This window comes from Lelliottia wanjuensis (assembly GCF_030238365.1).
GTDB classification, from domain to species: Bacteria; Pseudomonadota; Gammaproteobacteria; order Enterobacterales; family Enterobacteriaceae; genus Enterobacter; species Enterobacter wanjuensis.
In genome coordinates this window covers 26,148-41,414 of sequence record NZ_JASSOT010000054.1, presented here as the reverse complement: position 1 = coordinate 41,414, position 15,267 = coordinate 26,148, and the positions used below count along the sequence as shown (strand labels likewise).

The following is a 15,267-nucleotide window of genomic DNA, read 5'->3' as shown; positions in this document are numbered from 1 at the left end:
ATCACCGATTGCTTAAAAATGGATTCTACCACCGCTTTTTCAGAGTTACAGCACTTTTTGCCCTCAATATAAGGCAAATCCGACCACTTTTTGATCAGCCAATCGTTTTCCTCAACATGTAGTAGATCACCACTCCTGCAACCACAAGACCCCCGCCAAAACGACGTAAAATATTATCCGGCAATTGTGTCATGGTGGCGATCATTCGACGCCACGCACGCGGATAAAGCATCGGGCCCAGCCCTTCGAGGACCAAAACCAGAGCAAGCGCCAGCAAGATAGTGGAATTCATTTTAGCTCCCTATAAAAGAAAACCACCGCTCCGTTGAGAGCGGTGGTTTGATAACTCAAACGAGAATGAGTTTATCGCGTGGCGTTGCCTGGCGTCTTCATATAACGGAAGAAATCGCTGTCAGGGCTGAGCACCATCACATCCTGATTGCTCTGGAAGCTGTTTTCATACGCACGGAGGCTACGGATAAAGGCATAGAAATCCGGATCCTGGCTGAACGCGTCAGCAAACAGTTTCGCGGCTTCCGCATCGCCTTCACCGCGCATAATGCGGCCCTGACGTTCGGATTCTGCCAGCGTTTTCGTCACTTCGTAATCCGCTGTTGCGCGCAGCTTTTCAGCCTCTTCCTGACCCTGTGAACGGTGGCGACGGGCAACCGCTTCACGCTCAGCGCGCATACGGCTATAAATCGCTTCAGACACTTCGGTAGGCAGGTTGATCTGCTTGATACGCACATCGACCACTTCGATACCTAACGCCGCCATACTGTTCGGGTTCATCACCGCCACTTTGCCGTTGGTTTCAGCCTGAACACGCTCAGCCGCTTTGGCAATCGCGTCATCGGCCGCCGGTGTCGCCACTTCGTCTTCGGTACCCGCGGTACCGGAGTTCAGCGCGTCACGGACTTCCAGCGTCAGACGACCACGGGAATCGGTCACGATGTCTTTCACATCCAGACGACCAATTTCAGAGCGCAGACGGTCAGAGAACTTACGTTTCAGCAGCACTTCGGCCTGAGAGACGTCACCGCCGCCCGTTGCCAGATAGTAACGGCTGAAATCGCTGATACGCCATTTGATGTAAGAATCGACGATCAGGTCTTTTTTCTCTTTAGTGACGAAGCGGTCGGCCTGGTTATCCATGGTCTGGATACGGGCGTCGAGCATTTTCACTGATTCAATCATCGGGAGCTTAAAGTGCAGACCCGGCTCGAAGACCAGCGGTTTGTTTTCATCGTCACGCAGAACTTTACCGAAGCGCATGGTGATCCCGCGCTCGCCCTCTTTCACCACAAAGATGGAGGTATAAAGTACGACCAGCGCGATGATGATAATCGCAATAACTGACTTACGCATCGTTATTCCCCCTGACGCTGGCTGTCGTTACGCTGTGCGTTGGCACGGCGTTGGTCCATGATGTCACCATCGCTTGAAGAAGACGTGGTATTGGCGCTGGAATTGCTGCTGGCTGCCGGAGGCAGACGCAACAGGTTATTGGCTCCGCTGGTATCCTGTTTTGCCGCAGGCGCACTACCGCCTTTCAGCATCTGGTCCAGTGGCAGCACCATCAGATTGCCGCCTTTGCTGTCGTTCACCAGCACTTTACGGGTGTGGCTCAGCACTTTCTCCATGGTCTCAATATACAGACGCTCACGGGTAATTTCCGGAGCAGCTTTATATTCTGGCAGGAGCTTCGCAAAGCGAGCCACTTCACCCTGGGCTTCCAGGATGGTCTGAGTCTTATACGCACGCGCCTCTTCGAGGATACGCTGCGCCTGACCGTTCGCACGCGGCTGCACTTCGTTGGTGTAGGCTTCCGCTTCACGGATGTATTGCTGTTCGTTTTCACGTGCGGCAATGGCATCATCAAAGGCAGCTTTCACCTCTTCCGGCGGACGAGCAGCCTGGAAGTTGACGTCCAGCAGGGTGATACCCATGTTGTACGGACGGATGGTCTCTTCCAGCTCGCGCTGGGTATCGCTACGAATAACGGTACGACCTTCGGTCAGAATACGGTCCATGGTGTATTTACCGATCACGCCACGCAGGGCGCTGTCGGTGGCCTGACGCAGACTGTCATCGGCGCTGGTGACGCTGAACAGATAGTGCTGCGGATCGGTCACGCGGTACTGCACGTTCATCTCAACGCGCACCACGTTCTCGTCAGAGGTCAGCATCACGCCGGACGCCGCCAGTTCGCGTACCGATTCCACGTTTACCGCGGTCACGTTATCAACGAAGGTTGGCTTCCAGTTCAGACCCGGCTCAACCAGATGGCTGAATTTACCGAAACGAGTGACCACACCGCGTTCAGCTTCTTTAATGGTGTAGAACCCGCTGGCAGCCCAAATGATGACCACGGCAGCAGCAACGATGCTCACTACGCGGCCACCCATGTGCGGGCGCGGACCCTGAGTGGAACTTCCACCCGAGCCAGAGCCTTTACCTGTACCGAAACCACCAAGCTTTTTGCTCAGCTTGCGAAAGATATCGTCCAGATCAGGAGGCCCCTGCTCGCGACCACCTTTGTTGCCATTTCCCCCAGAGTTGCCGCCTTGATTATTGCTGCTTCCCCACGGGTCGCGGTCTTGTCCGTTATTACCGGGCTGATTCCACGCCATGTATATGCTCCATATTTGTTATGCAAGGGCGAATTTTCAGGCTCGTGCACCTTTATCTGGTCAGACGACGTAGTCCACCAGCGTAGGTTCTTGTTTACAGAGGCGACGCCAGTCAACGATCGGCATACGCACCTGCATCCCCACGCTGCCGTCATCCTCCATCCACTCTTTTTCTATCGCCTGAAGCTGATAAAACCGGCTGCGCAGCCTGCCTTCCTGTGGCGGCAGACGCAGCGTGTGCTGAGCCACCTCACCAGAAAGACGTTCTGTCAAAGCCTGGAAAAGTAGTGGCACACCGACACCGGTCTGGGCAGAAAGCCAGACCCGAATCGGTTTGTTCTCTTCATCTCGGTCGATACGTGGCTCGAAGTCGTCCAGCATATCGATTTTATTCATCACCAGCAGCGTCGGGATCTCGTGCGCGTCGATCTCTTCGAGCACGGTATTCACCGCGTCGATGTTTTCCTGCACGCGAACATCCGCAGCGTCGATGATATGCAGCAGCAGCGTCGCCTGACGCGTCTCCTGCAAGGTGGCTTTAAACGCGGCCACCAGATCGTGCGGCAAATGGCGAATAAACCCTACGGTATCCGCCAGCACCGTTTCACCCACATCCGCCACGTCGATGCGACGCAGCGTCGGGTCAAGGGTCGCAAACAGCTGGTCTGCGGCATACACCTTGGCCTCGGTTATCTGGTTAAACAGGGTGGATTTACCGGCGTTGGTATACCCCACCAGCGACACCGTCGGGATGTCAGCTTTGGTTCGCGAACGACGTCCTTGCTCACGCTGTTTTTCGACTCGCGCCAGACGTGAGAGGATCTGGGTAATACGACCACGCAGCAGTCGACGGTCGGTTTCGAGCTGGGTTTCACCCGGACCGCGCAAACCAATCCCGCCTTTTTGCCTTTCAAGGTGGGTCCAGCCGCGCACAAGACGCGTGGCCAGATGGCGCAATTGCGCCAGCTCAACCTGCAGTTTCCCCTCGTGGGTACGTGCACGCTGAGCAAAAATATCTAAAATCAGTCCCGTACGGTCGATAACGCGACATTCGCACAGGGCTTCCAGGTTACGCTCTTGAGCCGGAGATAGCGCATGGTCAAACAGCACGACGGACGCGCCGGTTGCTTTTACGGCTTCCGCAATTTCGACTGCTTTACCTTCACCAACAAAAAACTTTGGGTGCGGCGCTTTACGGCTACCGGTAATCACCTGTAATGCTTCGACACCGGCGGAAGAGACCAGAGCTTCAAACTCCTGGAGGTCTTCCATATCTTTGTCTTGCGTAAAATAGATGTGTACCAGTACCGCATGCTCACCGGCATCATAACGGTCAAACAAGCGTATTATCCTCAAAATAAATCAGCGGGGAACGCAGAAACCTGGCTCCCCGTGTGGAAAAACAGCCCGTTACCTTATTCGGTTTCTTCGCTGTCCTGCGCAGGTGCAGAAGAACCCTGTGCGTTGCTGCCGTGATGGTAGTTACTACCGGTGCCGCCGCCAGCGTTGTTGCTGTGATGAGATACTGGACGGGACGGAACAACAGTAGAGATAGCGTGCTTATAAACCATCTGGCTGACCGTGTTTTTCAACAGGATCACGAACTGATCGAAAGATTCAATCTGACCTTGCAGCTTAATACCATTCACCAAATAAATAGAAACTGGAACACGTTCACGACGCAATGCGTTCAGAAACGGATCTTGTAAAGATTGCCCCTTAGCCATTCTATCTTTTCCTTATATGCTTGTTATGTACTTAGAACCTTGCGATTCTGAAAAATTGCGCACGATACGAGTTAATTGTACACATTCAGTCTGCGATAGCACCCACAACCTGTAAAACTTCGTTGTACGCCTGGTCTGGCTTCTCACTGTCTAACCAGTGGATTCCGTCCCAACCGCGCAACCAGGTTATCTGGCGTTTCGCTAACTGTCTGGTGGCGCAAACACCTCGATAAACCATTTCATCGTATGAAATCTCGCCTTCAATGTAAGACCACATCTGGCGGTATCCGACACAACGAATGGAAGGCATGTCCGTATGCAAATCTCCGCGAGCAAAAAGCGCCCGCACTTCTGCTTCAAAACCTGAAGCTAACATCTGATGAAAACGCTGCTCAATTCGCTGATGGAGCAGTTCACGGCTCGCCGGGGCGATGGCGAACTGATGCACCTGATACGGCAGAGCTTCTCCTGACGTTTGCGTCAGTTCCGTTAAAGTTTTACCCGAAATGAAAAAAACTTCCAGTGCCCGGGAAAGCCTTTGCGGATCATTTGGATGAATCCGTGCTGCGGCAACCGGATCAACCTCTTCCAGTTGTTTGTGCAACGCGCCCCATCCCTGCTCTGCCGCCTGCTGCTCAATTCTGGCTCTCACTTCAGGGTTCGCGGATGGCAAGGGTGATAACCCCTCCAGCAGCGCCTTGAAGTAGAGCATGGTTCCGCCGACTAACAGCGGAATCCGGCCCGCTGCGGTGATCTCGGCCATTTGCGCCAGCGCATCGCGGCGAAAATCCGCTGCGGAGTAAGCCTGCGCCGGGTCGAGAATGTCCAGCAGTCGGTGCGGTGCCGCGCGCAGTTCGTCTGCGTCTGGCTTCGCCGTGCCGATATCCATCCCTTGATAAATAAGGGCGGAATCGACGCTAATCAACTCTACTGGCAAAACTTTACGTAGCTCAATGGCTAACGCGGTTTTGCCCGAGGCCGTTGGGCCCATTAAAAATATCGCCTTTGGCAGGCTCGCCTTACTCACATCACTCATTTTTCAGGGCATTCATCGCCGAATCTAAATCAACACGTTGTAATAAACCACCCGGCGGTGCTTTGACCAAATGAGGGCAAAGACGTTCAACTTCTGCCAATACAGTAATGGCTTGCGCCATACTCCACGGATGGTGGTCGCTCGCTAAATGGCGGGCAATCCACTGGGCGGTATTGGTGGCATCAACGGTCGTTTGCTGCGCCAGGTAGCCTATCAGTTCAGGAATCAAGTTTTGTAAATTTTGTTGGCGTAAGGGTAAAGGCACCGCGCGAATCGTCACATGATGGGCCTCTAACACAAATTGTATGCCCATTTCCGCCAACAGGGACTCAACGCGCGTTAATACGCTGCTTTCGTCCGCGGAAATTTTGAGCCGCACCGGAATCAACAGCGGCTGGGCGCAGGCCGCGTTTGCGCCTGGCGTCAGCTGTGCCTGTTTCAGCCAGCGTTCCGCAACCGGTAGCGCCAGCAGCGCCAGCTTCCCGTCGCGCTCAAGCAGCGCCATATCCGGGGCAACGATCGTCAGCACCCGGCCAAAACTCTGGCTGTGCCCTTCCAGCGCCGGGGCCGATGGCGCCACAGGCTCTTTACGCTCCACGGCCGGAGTATCCAGCAATTTGCTGTAGAGCGCACCCTGCTGTTTTTGATAACCCGGCGCGTGGGGATAGTTCGCCCCGCTCGGACGTGGTGCCTGACCGCCAGATGAATAGCGCGGCGTCTCAGGCTCACGCGCGACAGCCGGTTCGGCAAACTGGTTACGCCCCGCCGCCACGCGGTTTTCCGGGATCGGGCGTGGCGCAACCGTCTCTTCCACCAGCGGCAGCGAAGGTTCAGCCTGCTGCTGTAACACGCTCAGCACGCCCTGATAGATAAAATCGTGGACCAGTCGCGACTGATGGAAACGCACTTCATGCTTGGCCGGATGGACGTTAACGTCTACCTGGTGCGGATCGATTTCCAGATAGAGAACAAAAGCAGGCTGCTGATCCGCGCCGAGCTTGTCTTCACAGGCCTGACGGATCGCATGGTTGATCAGCCGATCGCGCATCATGCGGCCGTTAACGTAGCAGTACTGGATCTCCGCCAGCGTGGCGTTCATGGCTTTCGGATCGGCCACCCAGCCGCGCATCGCCAGATCGCCGTGCTGCCACTCGATCGCCAGCGCCTGTTCCAGGAACCCGGTTCCGCAGATCGCGCCTAAGCGACGCTCTTTCTGACCCCCTTCCGCCACCGCACGATACTGACGCATTACTTTGCCGTTATGGCTCAGATTGATCGTCACATCGAAACGCGCCAGCGCGATACGGCGAATGATCTCGTCGATATGGCCGAACTCGGTTTTTTCAGTGCGCATAAACTTGCGTCGCGCCGGGGTGTTGTAGAACAGATCCAGCACTTCCAGCGTGGTGCCCACGGGATGGGCGGCAGGTTTGACGGTCACGTCCATGTCACGCCCTTCCGCATAGGCCTGCCAGGCTTCCTGCTGTTCGGCAGTGCGAGAGGTGAGCGTCAGACGAGAAACGGAGCTGATACTGGCCAGCGCTTCGCCGCGAAAACCGAGGCTGATGATCGCTTCCAGATCGTCGAGAGAGGTAATTTTACTGGTGGCGTGACGAGCCAGCGCTAAAGCCAGCTCGTCTTTTTTGATGCCGCAGCCGTTGTCCCGAATACGAATCAGCTTTGCGCCGCCGCGTTCGATATCAATATCAATGCGGGTTGCGCCCGCATCAAGGCTGTTTTCCACCAGCTCTTTCACAACCGAAGCAGGACGCTCCACCACCTCGCCGGCGGCGATTTGGTTCGCAAGCTGCGGCGGCAGAACCTGAATCGGCATGAATTCTCCTTAGTTGGTCGCGCTCATCTCGCCAGGCAGAGCGGCGCTGGCGGTTTGACCCGCGCCCCCTTGCGGCGCTGACTGCAGCGGATGCGCGGCAAAATAATTGCGCAGACCATTATAAATCGCATCGGCAATCTGCTGCTGATAGCTGTCGCTGCCCAGCAGACGCTCTTCGTTGTTATTGGTGATAAAGCCGGTTTCGACCAGGATCGACGGGATATCCGGGGAGCGTAACACGCCTAAACTCGCGTGCTCAGGGCGGCGCTTGTGGATCGCACCGACGCGCTGAAGCTGGCTAATCACATTCGTCGCCACATCATACCCGACGCGCTGAGAATGACCGAACTGTAAATCCAGCACCGCCTGGCTGAGATAGGGGTCGGACTGGCTGTTCGCCAGCACGTCACCCGCGCCGCCGAGCAGTTCCGACTGCTTCTCATGCTCTTCAAGCCAGTTCGCCATTTCGCTATTCGCACGGCGGTTCGACAGCACCCATACCGACGCACCGGTCGCGCTACGGTTTGGCGCGGCATCTGCGTGGATCGACACCAGGAAGTTGGCGTTCTGTTTCCGCGCGACGTCGGAACGGCCCATCACCGAGATGAAGTAGTCGCCGTCACGGGTCATCACCCCTTTAAACATCGGGTCGTCATTCAGCAGGGCACGCAGCTTACGGGCAATCGAGATAGTGACGCTTTTCTCCTGCGTACCACCCGGCCCAATCGCGCCAGGATCCTGGCCACCGTGGCCGGCATCGATGGCAATAATCACTTTGTCATCGGACGACACCGCCCGCGCACGCGCCGCCGGGCGGGTCACGGTATTGCTGCTGGTGACGCTGGTGATGCGATCGTTTTGCGCTTTGAACGGATTTCGCGCTGGTTCAGAAGGACGCGGCGCAACCACCGGCTGCTCCACGCGCTGTGCCACGACAGGTGCAGGCGGCGGAGGTGGAGGCGGCGGGACATCAGCGTTAATGGTAAAGACCACGGTGTAGTTCGCGCCGTTTTGCTGCTTCACCGCGCGGGTTTTGCCGTTCTGCGTCAGATCGACCACCAGTCGCAAAGACTGAGGATCTTGCGCATTGCCGGAGCGAATACTTTTGACCAGGTTGTTACCGCTAAACTGCAGCGGCAAGCCCTGAATCACGCCGGTCTGTTTGATATCCAGCGCGACGCTACGTTTATCGACCTGGGTAAAGGCGTAATCGGGATCGCCCATGAAACTGAAGGTGATGCGCGCCTGCGAATCACCGTTGGACACCTGAATGTCCGATAAACTTGCCGCACCGGCCTGCGCGCACAGCAGCACCGTTGCGGCCAGCAGCCAACCTTTAACGCGATTAATCATCCCGTTATCCCTTCATTCAGCTGGCTAAACGAGCCAGCAAGGAACAGCCTGATGAGGAAACTGCACTGATGCGTGCCTCACGCCCTTGCGCCTGGTAATCTAAGTGAATTTCGACATCCGGGTCAGGCAACACACCCGCACCTTGTTGCGGCCACTCCACCAGGCAAATGGCATCGTTGGCGAAATAGTCACGGATACCCATAAATTCCAGCTCCTCTGGGTCCGCAAGACGGTAGAGATCGAAGTGATACACCCTCAAATTGTCGAGTTCGTAAGGCTCAACCAGGGTATAGGTCGGGCTTTTCACATTCCCTTTATGGCCCAGCGCCTGCAAAAAGCCGCGGCTGAAGGTGGTTTTACCCGCGCCCAAATCACCGTACAAATAGATGACGGTTGCCCCTTCGCAGGCCTGCGCCAGGCGTTTGCCAAGATCCAAAGTTGCCTGCTCGTCGGGTAAAGCGATCACTCGATTAGTCATTTTCTACGTCAATCACATCCGGGTTAACAACACGCCGCAGCGTGTCAAAAAGATCGGTGGCCAGCATGCCGCGCGTACCGTACTGCGCAACCAGCCTGTCGGCTGCCGCGCCGTGCGCCACACAGCCTGCAATGGCAGCATCATAAGGGGTAAGTTTCTGTGCCAGCAAGGCGCTGATAATGCCGGAGAGCACATCGCCCATTCCGCCACTCGCCATTCCCGCATTGCCCGCGTCGATAATGCCCAACGCGCCAGATTCGCAGGCCACAATCGTGCCTGCCCCCTTCAGAACCGCAACACCTCCATAACGTTTTACCAGACGCTGCGCAGAAAGTAAGCGATCGCTTTCAATTTCTGCGACGCTGCAGTTAAGCAGCCGCGCGGCCTCGCCGGGGTGTGGCGTCAGGATGCGATTGTGACGTTTATCAGGATTGATTGCCAGAAGGTTCAGCGCGTCGGCGTCCCACAGCATGGGTTTGCGGCAGTTCTCGACTTTCTGCAGCGCTTTTTTGCCCCACTCCTGCTGACCCAGCCCTGGCCCTATCGCCACGACGTCCGCCCACGCCAGGCTCTCTTCGAAGGATTGCGGCGTCAGCTCATGGACCATCAGCTCTGGCCGGGCGGTGATGATTGGCGGGATATTCTCAATGCGAGTGAGCACTCGCACAAGACCCGCACCCGCGCGCAGAGCGGCTTCTCCGGTCATGCGAATCGCCCCTGCCGTGCCGTGATCGCCACCGATAATCACCAGTTTCCCGTGGTCGCCTTTGTGGGACGTCGGACGGCGCGGCGGCAGCCACCGGGCAAGCTGCGAGGCGTCAAGACGAGCGATACCCGTTTCCTGGCCTGCCAGCCAGCTATCCAGGCCTAACGCATGATGGTGAAGTTTACCCACGACATCGCGCGCTTTACCGGTCAGCAATCCGGGTTTGAGGGCGATAAAGGTTATTGTGGCAGCAGCGTGAATCACCGCGCCCGGCGTCGCCCCCGTTTGCGCGACCAGGCCCGATGGGATATCCAGCGCGATCACCGGCGCGGGATGGGCGTTCGCATGGTCAATCAGTATTGCCACCTTGTCGCGGGGAGCCTGTTTGAGGCCAGTACCGAGCAGGCCATCCACAATAAGGTCAACTCCCTCCGGCCAGACGATATCCGCCGCGTGGATCATGCCCCCGGCGTTCAGCCAGGCGTCACGGGCCTCGCTCGCCTCTTCCGGCAAGGGTTTGTCGCTCTCCAGCGCCAGCAGGGTCACGTTTATGCCAGCGGCTGCTGCCAGACGAGCGACGACATACCCGTCGCCGCCGTTGTTGCCATGGCCGCAGAGAATCAACCAATGCGTGGCGCGCGGATAGGCCTCACGCGCGACGCTAAACGCCGCATCGCCTGCGCGACACATCAGTTCGTAGAGGGTAATGCCGAGGCTGTCAGCGGCCTCTTTTTCGGCGCGACGCAGGGCGTCCGCAGGCCAGATGGAATGTGGTATACTTGCGGGGATTTTCTTCACTGTATGGTCCGTCATGTCACAGCCCCTCGATCTCAATCAGTTAGCGCAAAACATTAAAGAGTGGGGCGCTGAGCTTGGCTTTCAGAAAGTCGGTATCACCGATACGGACCTTTCCGCGAGCGAGCCAAAACTGCAGGCCTGGCTGGACAAACAATACCACGGCGAAATGGAGTGGATGGCGCGTCACGGCATGATGCGCGCCCGGCCCCACGAGCTTTTGCCGGGGACGCTGCGCGTCATTAGCGTTCGCATGAACTACCTTCCCGCCAACGCGGCGTTTGCCCGCACGCTGAAAGATCCGTCATTGGGTTACGTCAGCCGTTATGCCCTCGGGCGTGATTATCATAAGCTTCTGCGTAACCGCTTAAAAAAACTCGGGGAAACTATTCAGCAGCACTGTGGCTCGCTGAATTTTAGACCCTTTGTCGACTCCGCGCCTATCCTTGAGCGCCCCATTGCCGAAAAAGCCGGACTTGGATGGACAGGTAAGCACTCACTTATCTTAAGCCGTGATGCAGGTTCGTTCTTTTTTCTCGGTGAATTGCTGATTGATTTGCCGCTGCCGGTCGACGGCCCGGTTGAAGAGGGCTGTGGGCGCTGCGTGGCCTGCATGACCATCTGCCCGACAGGGGCGATTGTCGAGCCTTACACCGTGGATGCACGCCGCTGTATCTCGTATCTCACGATTGAGCTCGAAGGGCCGATCCCGGAAGAGTTCCGCCCGCTGATTGGCAACCGGATTTACGGCTGTGACGATTGCCAGCTCATCTGCCCGTGGAATCGCTATTCGCAGCTCACGGACGAAGACGATTTCAGCCCGCGCAAAGCCTTACACGCCCCGAAACTGACGGAGCTGTTTGCCTGGGATGAAACTAAGTTTTTGAGAATTACCGAAGGTTCGGCGATCCGTCGTATCGGACATTTGCGCTGGCTGCGAAACATTGCCGTGGCCCTGGGAAATGCCCCCTGGGACGAAGCCAATATTCAGGCGCTCGAAGTGCGCCGAGGTGAGCACCCACTTCTCGACGAACACATAGAGTGGGCGATTGCGCAGCAAATCGAGAAGCGAAACGCCTGTGTCGTTGAGGTGCAATTGCCGAAGAAACAGCGTCTGGTTCGGGTGGTCGAAAAAGGGCTTCCGCGCGACGCCTGAACTATTCACAGCCTGTGAATAAAATCACGAAGTCAGGCACCATCAGGCTTTGCAGACAGGTCAAGTGATCTCAATAACATTTTGAAATCAAATTTTATATATTAAATTCAATAAGTTACGGATATACCGTTCACCGTGCGAAGGTTTTGGCGGTTCAGGAATAATAGCAGGATCTGTGGATAACTCTGTTTACAAGAGTTTGTCAGAAGCAATAGAAAATGTCCCCAACGAAAGACTTCGCTGTGGATAAACTGGGTATGAAGAAGAATTTGGAGCGGGAAACGAGACTCGAACTCGCGACCCCGACCTTGGCAAGGTCGTGCTCTACCAACTGAGCTATTCCCGCTTGGGTGGTGCGTGTCTGACGACACTTTTCAAATTTTGGAGCGGGAAACGAGACTCGAACTCGCGACCCCGACCTTGGCAAGGTCGTGCTCTACCAACTGAGCTATTCCCGCTTGGGTGGTCCTGGTGCTGCGCGTATCTTGCGATACTTTCAAATTTTGGAGCGGGAAACGAGACTCGAACTCGCGACCCCGACCTTGGCAAGGTCGTGCTCTACCAACTGAGCTATTCCCGCAAAAATTTGACGCTGTCGTAACGTGTAATTCTCTGTCGTTACGGGAGGCGCATTATACGAGAAATCCTTTTAGCTGCAACCCCCCTGAAAGCGATTTTTTAGAAATCTTGTTCAAGTGACTAATTAATCGGCAAGCTGCACAATTTAACGGCAAAAACCCGGCTACGCAAGCGCGCCGGGCTGCAAACTTACAACTTAATAAAGTTTTCGCGGTAATACGCCAGTTCCGCCACCGACTCACGAATATCGTCCATCGCCTGATGGGTGCCCTGTTTCTTAAAGCCATCCAGAATTTCTGGTTTCCAGCGACGCGCCAGCTCTTTCAGCGTGCTCACGTCCAGATAACGGTAGTGGAAATAGGCTTCCAGCTCCGGCATATACTTGAACAGGAAGCGGCGGTCCTGGCCGATACTGTTACCGCAGATCGGCGATTTCCCCTCAGGCACCCACTGTTTCAGGAACGCGATCGTCGCCAGCTCGGCCTCGCGATCGCCCTGGGTGCTGGCTTTCACGCGCTCCACCAGCCCGCTGCCGGTATGGGTACGCACGTTCCAGTCATCCATCAGCGCCAGCTGTTCGTCAGACTGATGCACGGCAATCGTCGGTCCTTCCGCCAGAATGTTCAGGTTGGCATCGGTCACCAGCGTGGCGATCTCAATGATGCGATCGCGCTCGGGATCCAGCCCGGTCATTTCAAGATCGATCCAAATCAGGTTGTTTTCGTCTGCGCTCATGTTATTTTCCACCCTTCTCGCATAACCGGCTGTAGCAGGTTAACTAGTATTAATTAGTGTGTATCATAGAGGTTTTGCCCGATACGGGCGACCAGGAGTCAGCACGATTGAGTAAAAATAAACTCTCCAAAGGGCAACAGCGCCGTGTGAGTGCCAACCATCAGCGCCGTCTTAAGACCACTTCGGAGAAACCCGATTATGACGACAACCTGTTTGGCGAAACGACCGAAGGCATGGTCATCAGCCGTTTCGGCATGCATGCCGATGTGGAAGCCGCCGACGGTAGCGTTCACCGCTGCAACATTCGTCGCACCATCCGTTCACTGGTCACCGGTGATCGCGTGGTATGGCGTCCGGGCAAAGCGGCGTCCGAGGGTGTCAACGTAAAAGGGATCGTCGAAGCGGTTCACGAGCGCACTTCCGTTCTGACACGCCCCGACTTCTACGACGGCGTCAAACCGATCGCCGCGAATATCAATCAGATCGTGATTGTCTCGGCGATCTTACCCGAGCTTTCGCTCAACATTATCGACCGCTATCTCGTCGCCTGCGAAACGCTGGAGGTCGAGCCACTGATCGTCCTGAACAAAATCGACCTGCTGGATGAAGACGGCATGGCGTTTGTGAACGAGCAGATGGACATCTACCGGGCGATTGGCTATCGCGTGCTGATGGTCTCCAGCCACAAAAAAGATGGCCTGAAACCGCTGGAAGAGGCGCTCACCGACCGCATCAGCATTTTCGCTGGCCAGTCTGGCGTGGGTAAATCCAGCCTGTTAAATAATCTGCTGGGGCTGCAGGAAGAGATCCTGACCAACGATGTGTCGGACAACTCAGGGCTTGGCCAGCACACCACTACGGCCTCGCGCCTGTACCACTTCCCGCACGGCGGCGACGTCATTGACTCCCCAGGGGTGCGTGAATTTGGTCTCTGGCACCTTGAGCCGGAACAAATCTTCAATGGATTTGTCGAATTCCATGAATATTTAGGCGCTTGCAAATACCGCGACTGTAAACACGACAACGACCCTGGCTGCGCCATTCGTGAAGCGGTGGAAAACGGGAAAATTGCCGAAACCCGTTTCTACAACTATCACCGCATCCTCGAAAGCATGGATCAGGTAAAAACGCGTAAAAACTTTTCTGATTCTGATAACTGACAACTAAGCTAAGCGTCGCTAAAATCGTCCCCTTTTTTCAGGTTCCGGCTCTGTGAAGCCGGATCAGGAACGACAAAACAATGGCCTGGAGGCTACCTTGTTAAACTCATTTAAACTTTCGCTTCAATACATTCTGCCTAAACTATGGCTCACCCGCCTGGCGGGCTGGGGCGCGAGCAAACGAGCGGGCTGGCTGACCAAGCTGGTTATCGATCTGTTCGTTAAATACTACAAGGTCGACATGAAAGAGGCGCAGAAGCCGGACACCGCCAGCTATCGCACCTTTAACGATTTCTTCGTCCGCCCACTGCGCGATGACGTTCGCCCGCTGAATACCGATCCTAACGTACTGGTGATGCCTGCTGACGGCGTGATTAGCCAGCTCGGTAAAATCGAAGAAGACAAAATCCTGCAGGCCAAAGGCCACGACTACAGCGTGGAAGCCCTGCTGGCGGGTAACTACCTGATGGCGGATCTGTTCCGCAACGGTTCGTTTGTCACCACCTACCTGTCGCCGCGCGACTATCACCGCGTTCACATGCCGTGCAACGGTATCCTGCGTGAGATGATCTACGTGCCGGGCGATCTGTTCTCCGTGAACCATCTGACGGCGCAAAACGTCCCGAACCTGTTCGCCCGTAACGAGCGCGTCATCTGCCTGTTTGATACTGAATTTGGCCCAATGGCGCAGATTCTGGTCGGTGCTACCATTGTAGGCAGCATCGAAACCGTATGGGCTGGCACCATCACCCCGCCGCGCGAAGGCGTCATCAAACGCTGGACCTGGCCGGCTGGCGAAAGCGAAGGCTCCGTTGCCCTGCTGAAAGGTCAGGAGATGGGCCGCTTTAAACTGGGTTCCACGGTGATCAACCTGTTCGCACCGGGTAAAGTGGATCTGGTTGAAACGCTTTCCAGCCTGTCCGTGACGAAAATCGGTCAGCCGCTGGCCATATCTACCGAAACCTTCGTGACGCCAGACGCTGAGCCAGCACCGCTGCCAGCCGAAGAGATCCAGGCTGAACACGACGCCAGCCCGCTGGTTGACGATAAGAAAGACCAAGGCTAACCAAAGGGG

General features: G+C 56.0%; 14 protein-coding genes and 3 tRNA genes. 3 read left to right on the top strand and 14 right to left on the bottom strand.

What is annotated here, in order from left to right; genetic code table 11:
- Nucleotides 1-94: 94 nt before the first annotated feature.
- From QQF33_RS07720 to nnr, 10 genes are all read right to left on the bottom strand, one after another.
- Nucleotides 95-292, bottom strand: coding sequence for a DUF2065 domain-containing protein (locus tag QQF33_RS07720; RefSeq protein WP_095280484.1), 198 nt, complete (start codon nt 290-292; stop codon nt 95-97).
- Nucleotides 293-363: 71 nt separating this feature from the next.
- Nucleotides 364-1,368, bottom strand: coding sequence for a protease modulator HflC (gene hflC, locus QQF33_RS07715; RefSeq protein WP_282493309.1), 1,005 nt, complete (start codon nt 1,366-1,368; stop codon nt 364-366).
- Between the two features lie 2 nt (nt 1,369-1,370).
- On the bottom strand, nt 1,371-2,633 hold the full coding sequence (gene hflK / locus QQF33_RS07710) for an FtsH protease activity modulator HflK (protein WP_282493308.1): 1,263 nt from the start codon (nt 2,631-2,633) through the stop codon (nt 1,371-1,373).
- 60 nt (nt 2,634-2,693) lie between these two features.
- Entirely contained in the window at nt 2,694-3,974 is a 1,281-nt protein-coding gene (gene hflX, locus QQF33_RS07705) for a ribosome rescue GTPase HflX (RefSeq protein WP_100777896.1), read from the bottom strand.
- Between the two features lie 74 nt (nt 3,975-4,048).
- Nucleotides 4,049-4,360, bottom strand: a complete 312-nt coding sequence (hfq, locus tag QQF33_RS07700; RefSeq protein ID WP_006810391.1) for an RNA chaperone Hfq — start codon at nt 4,358-4,360, stop codon at nt 4,049-4,051.
- Nucleotides 4,361-4,445: 85 nt separating this feature from the next.
- Entirely contained in the window at nt 4,446-5,396 is a 951-nt protein-coding gene (miaA, locus tag QQF33_RS07695; protein ID WP_282493307.1) for a tRNA (adenosine(37)-N6)-dimethylallyltransferase MiaA, read from the bottom strand.
- On the bottom strand, nt 5,389-7,230 hold the full coding sequence (gene mutL / locus QQF33_RS07690; RefSeq protein ID WP_285145718.1) for a DNA mismatch repair endonuclease MutL: 1,842 nt from the start codon (nt 7,228-7,230) through the stop codon (nt 5,389-5,391). The genes miaA and mutL overlap by 8 nt, the downstream gene beginning before the upstream one ends.
- 9 nt (nt 7,231-7,239) lie before the next feature.
- The gene (amiB, locus tag QQF33_RS07685; protein WP_285157639.1) at nt 7,240-8,583 is read right to left on the bottom strand and encodes an N-acetylmuramoyl-L-alanine amidase AmiB; all 1,344 of its coding nucleotides are present in this window, start codon (nt 8,581-8,583) and stop codon (nt 7,240-7,242) included.
- A 16-nt stretch (nt 8,584-8,599) separates the two neighbouring features.
- Nucleotides 8,600-9,061, bottom strand: a complete 462-nt coding sequence (tsaE, locus tag QQF33_RS07680; RefSeq protein WP_282493304.1) for a tRNA (adenosine(37)-N6)-threonylcarbamoyltransferase complex ATPase subunit type 1 TsaE — start codon at nt 9,059-9,061, stop codon at nt 8,600-8,602.
- Complete coding sequence (nnr, locus tag QQF33_RS07675; protein WP_285157638.1) at nt 9,054-10,580, bottom strand: bifunctional ADP-dependent NAD(P)H-hydrate dehydratase/NAD(P)H-hydrate epimerase; 1,527 nt, start codon at nt 10,578-10,580, stop codon at nt 9,054-9,056. The genes tsaE and nnr overlap by 8 nt, the downstream gene beginning before the upstream one ends.
- Here nnr and queG point away from each other — a divergent pair.
- On the top strand, nt 10,579-11,718 hold the full coding sequence (gene queG, locus QQF33_RS07670; protein ID WP_285157637.1) for a tRNA epoxyqueuosine(34) reductase QueG: 1,140 nt from the start codon (nt 10,579-10,581) through the stop codon (nt 11,716-11,718). The two genes, nnr and queG, sit on opposite strands and share 2 nt — an antisense overlap.
- A gap of 270 nt (nt 11,719-11,988) precedes the next feature.
- Here the strand turns inward: queG and QQF33_RS07665 are convergent.
- The 4 genes from QQF33_RS07665 to orn all read right to left on the bottom strand — a co-directional run bounded on the left by QQF33_RS07665 (nt 11,989) and on the right by orn (nt 13,032).
- A tRNA-Gly gene (locus QQF33_RS07665) sits at nt 11,989-12,064 on the bottom strand.
- Between the two features lie 36 nt (nt 12,065-12,100).
- Nucleotides 12,101-12,176 (bottom strand) — tRNA-Gly (locus QQF33_RS07660).
- A 46-nt stretch (nt 12,177-12,222) separates the two neighbouring features.
- A tRNA-Gly gene (locus tag QQF33_RS07655) sits at nt 12,223-12,298 on the bottom strand.
- 188 nt (nt 12,299-12,486) lie between these two features.
- The gene (gene orn, locus QQF33_RS07650) at nt 12,487-13,032 is read right to left on the bottom strand and encodes an oligoribonuclease (protein WP_285145714.1); all 546 of its coding nucleotides are present in this window, start codon (nt 13,030-13,032) and stop codon (nt 12,487-12,489) included.
- Between the two features lie 107 nt (nt 13,033-13,139).
- On the opposite strand from orn, the gene rsgA reads away from it, so the two are divergent.
- Together rsgA and asd are read left to right on the top strand one after the other, a co-directional pair.
- Nucleotides 13,140-14,192 carry a small ribosomal subunit biogenesis GTPase RsgA gene (gene rsgA / locus QQF33_RS07645; protein ID WP_282491509.1) on the top strand — a complete coding sequence of 351 codons (1,053 nt, stop codon included), beginning with the start codon at nt 13,140-13,142 and terminating at the stop codon, nt 14,190-14,192.
- A 97-nt stretch (nt 14,193-14,289) separates the two neighbouring features.
- Nucleotides 14,290-15,258 carry an archaetidylserine decarboxylase gene (gene asd / locus QQF33_RS07640; RefSeq protein WP_285150330.1) on the top strand — a complete coding sequence of 323 codons (969 nt, stop codon included), beginning with the start codon at nt 14,290-14,292 and terminating at the stop codon, nt 15,256-15,258.
- The last annotated feature ends 9 nt before the right edge of the window (nt 15,259-15,267 follow it).

Bases quoted from the DNA above. Each gene is read 5' to 3' on its own strand.
- QQF33_RS07720 (WP_095280484.1), bottom strand. From the start codon at position 292: ATGAATTCCACTATCTTGCTGGCGCTTGCTCTGGTTTTGGTCCTCGAA.
- hflC (WP_282493309.1), bottom strand. From the start codon at position 1,368: ATGCGTAAGTCAGTTATTGCGATTATCATCATCGCGCTGGTCGTACTT.
- queG (WP_285157637.1), top strand. From the start codon at position 10,579: ATGTCACAGCCCCTCGATCTCAATCAGTTAGCGCAAAACATTAAAGAG.
- miaA (WP_282493307.1), bottom strand. From the start codon at position 5,396: ATGAGTGATGTGAGTAAGGCGAGCCTGCCAAAGGCGATATTTTTAATG.
- hflK (WP_282493308.1), bottom strand. From the start codon at position 2,633: ATGGCGTGGAATCAGCCCGGTAATAACGGACAAGACCGCGACCCGTGG.
- tsaE (WP_282493304.1), bottom strand. From the start codon at position 9,061: ATGACTAATCGAGTGATCGCTTTACCCGACGAGCAGGCAACTTTGGAT.
- amiB (WP_285157639.1), bottom strand. From the start codon at position 8,583: ATGATTAATCGCGTTAAAGGTTGGCTGCTGGCCGCAACGGTGCTGCTG.
- orn (WP_285145714.1), bottom strand. From the start codon at position 13,032: ATGAGCGCAGACGAAAACAACCTGATTTGGATCGATCTTGAAATGACC.
- hfq (WP_006810391.1), bottom strand. From the start codon at position 4,360: ATGGCTAAGGGGCAATCTTTACAAGATCCGTTTCTGAACGCATTGCGT.
- nnr (WP_285157638.1), bottom strand. From the start codon at position 10,580: ATGACGGACCATACAGTGAAGAAAATCCCCGCAAGTATACCACATTCC.
- mutL (WP_285145718.1), bottom strand. From the start codon at position 7,230: ATGCCGATTCAGGTTCTGCCGCCGCAGCTTGCGAACCAAATCGCCGCC.